The 920-nt window shown below is 58.0% G+C and carries 1 protein-coding gene; it reads left to right on the top strand.

Annotation, left to right across the window (positions count from 1 at the left end; genetic code table 11):
* The first annotated feature begins 265 nt into the window (after positions 1 to 265).
* Entirely contained in the window at positions 266 to 781 is a 516-nt protein-coding gene (locus OP498_RS18385) for a hypothetical protein (RefSeq protein ID WP_280554802.1), read from the top strand.
* Positions 782 to 920 lie beyond the last annotated feature (139 nt).

Below are 920 nucleotides of genomic sequence, written 5' to 3' on the forward strand. Positions count from 1 at the left end.
CTCGATCCCGGTTAGTTGACAGGTTCGGACTGAAAAGCGGTAAAAAGGACGCGTGGAAAAGCCATGCGACGCTCGCCCGTGGCCGGAATTTGGGTTGATTGCTCAGATAATATCCAAACTGACCAGTATTTGGCCGCCTTCATTTTTTTGAAGGCACTCAGCTCAGTACCCATCTTCGGAGACAAGCTGAATTGGCTGAAAATGGGTGTTTCTGGATGGGCACTAGTTAGTCTTGTATCTCCGTTCAACACTGGAGAACAGGATTATGGTGGCAGAAGAGTATCTGGGCAGGAGCCGGCTGTTCCGACGCCTGAAGAGTGGCCCCCACGGACAGCTCATCGAGCTCTACGCGGCGCGTCTCGTCAAGGACGGGCTGGCTAGCCAAGGCACGTGGCGAGGCCTGAACTTGGTCGACGGTCTCCTGAGTTGGCTCACAAGAAGCCGCTTGAAGCTGACCGATCTCGATGAGCGCGTGCTCGACCGATACCTGAGGCACCGAGCGCGCAAGCAATCTATTCAGCCAGGCGACTGGGCGGCGCTCAAGCGGCTGCAGTCGGTGATGCGCCAGGCGGACCTCATTCCACCTGCGCCTCTGCCGCCGATCACGCCGGAGGACCAGATATTCGAGAAGTTCGCAGATTATCTACGACAAGAACGCGGGCTAGCGCCGAAGTCCATTATCCGCCACCTGCCGGTCATTCGCCGGTTTCTGCGCGAGGTGTGCCCTGGCGGCGACAGCGATCTCGGCGAGATTGGGCAGGAGGTGTTAATGGCCAAGTAAACTGACCCAGTATCGGCCAACGCTTTTGAGTGCGCCAGGCGAAGCCTGGTCATCCGGGAAACCGATGGAGGTGGAAAGGATGAAGTGAAACCCAGTGGGTGCAAGTCCCATCCGGCCAAGGCTAGCCACCAGCCGGTAG

The organism is Halomonas sp. 25-S5 (genome assembly GCF_029889845.1).
Classification (GTDB): domain Bacteria; phylum Pseudomonadota; class Gammaproteobacteria; order Pseudomonadales; family Halomonadaceae; genus Halomonas.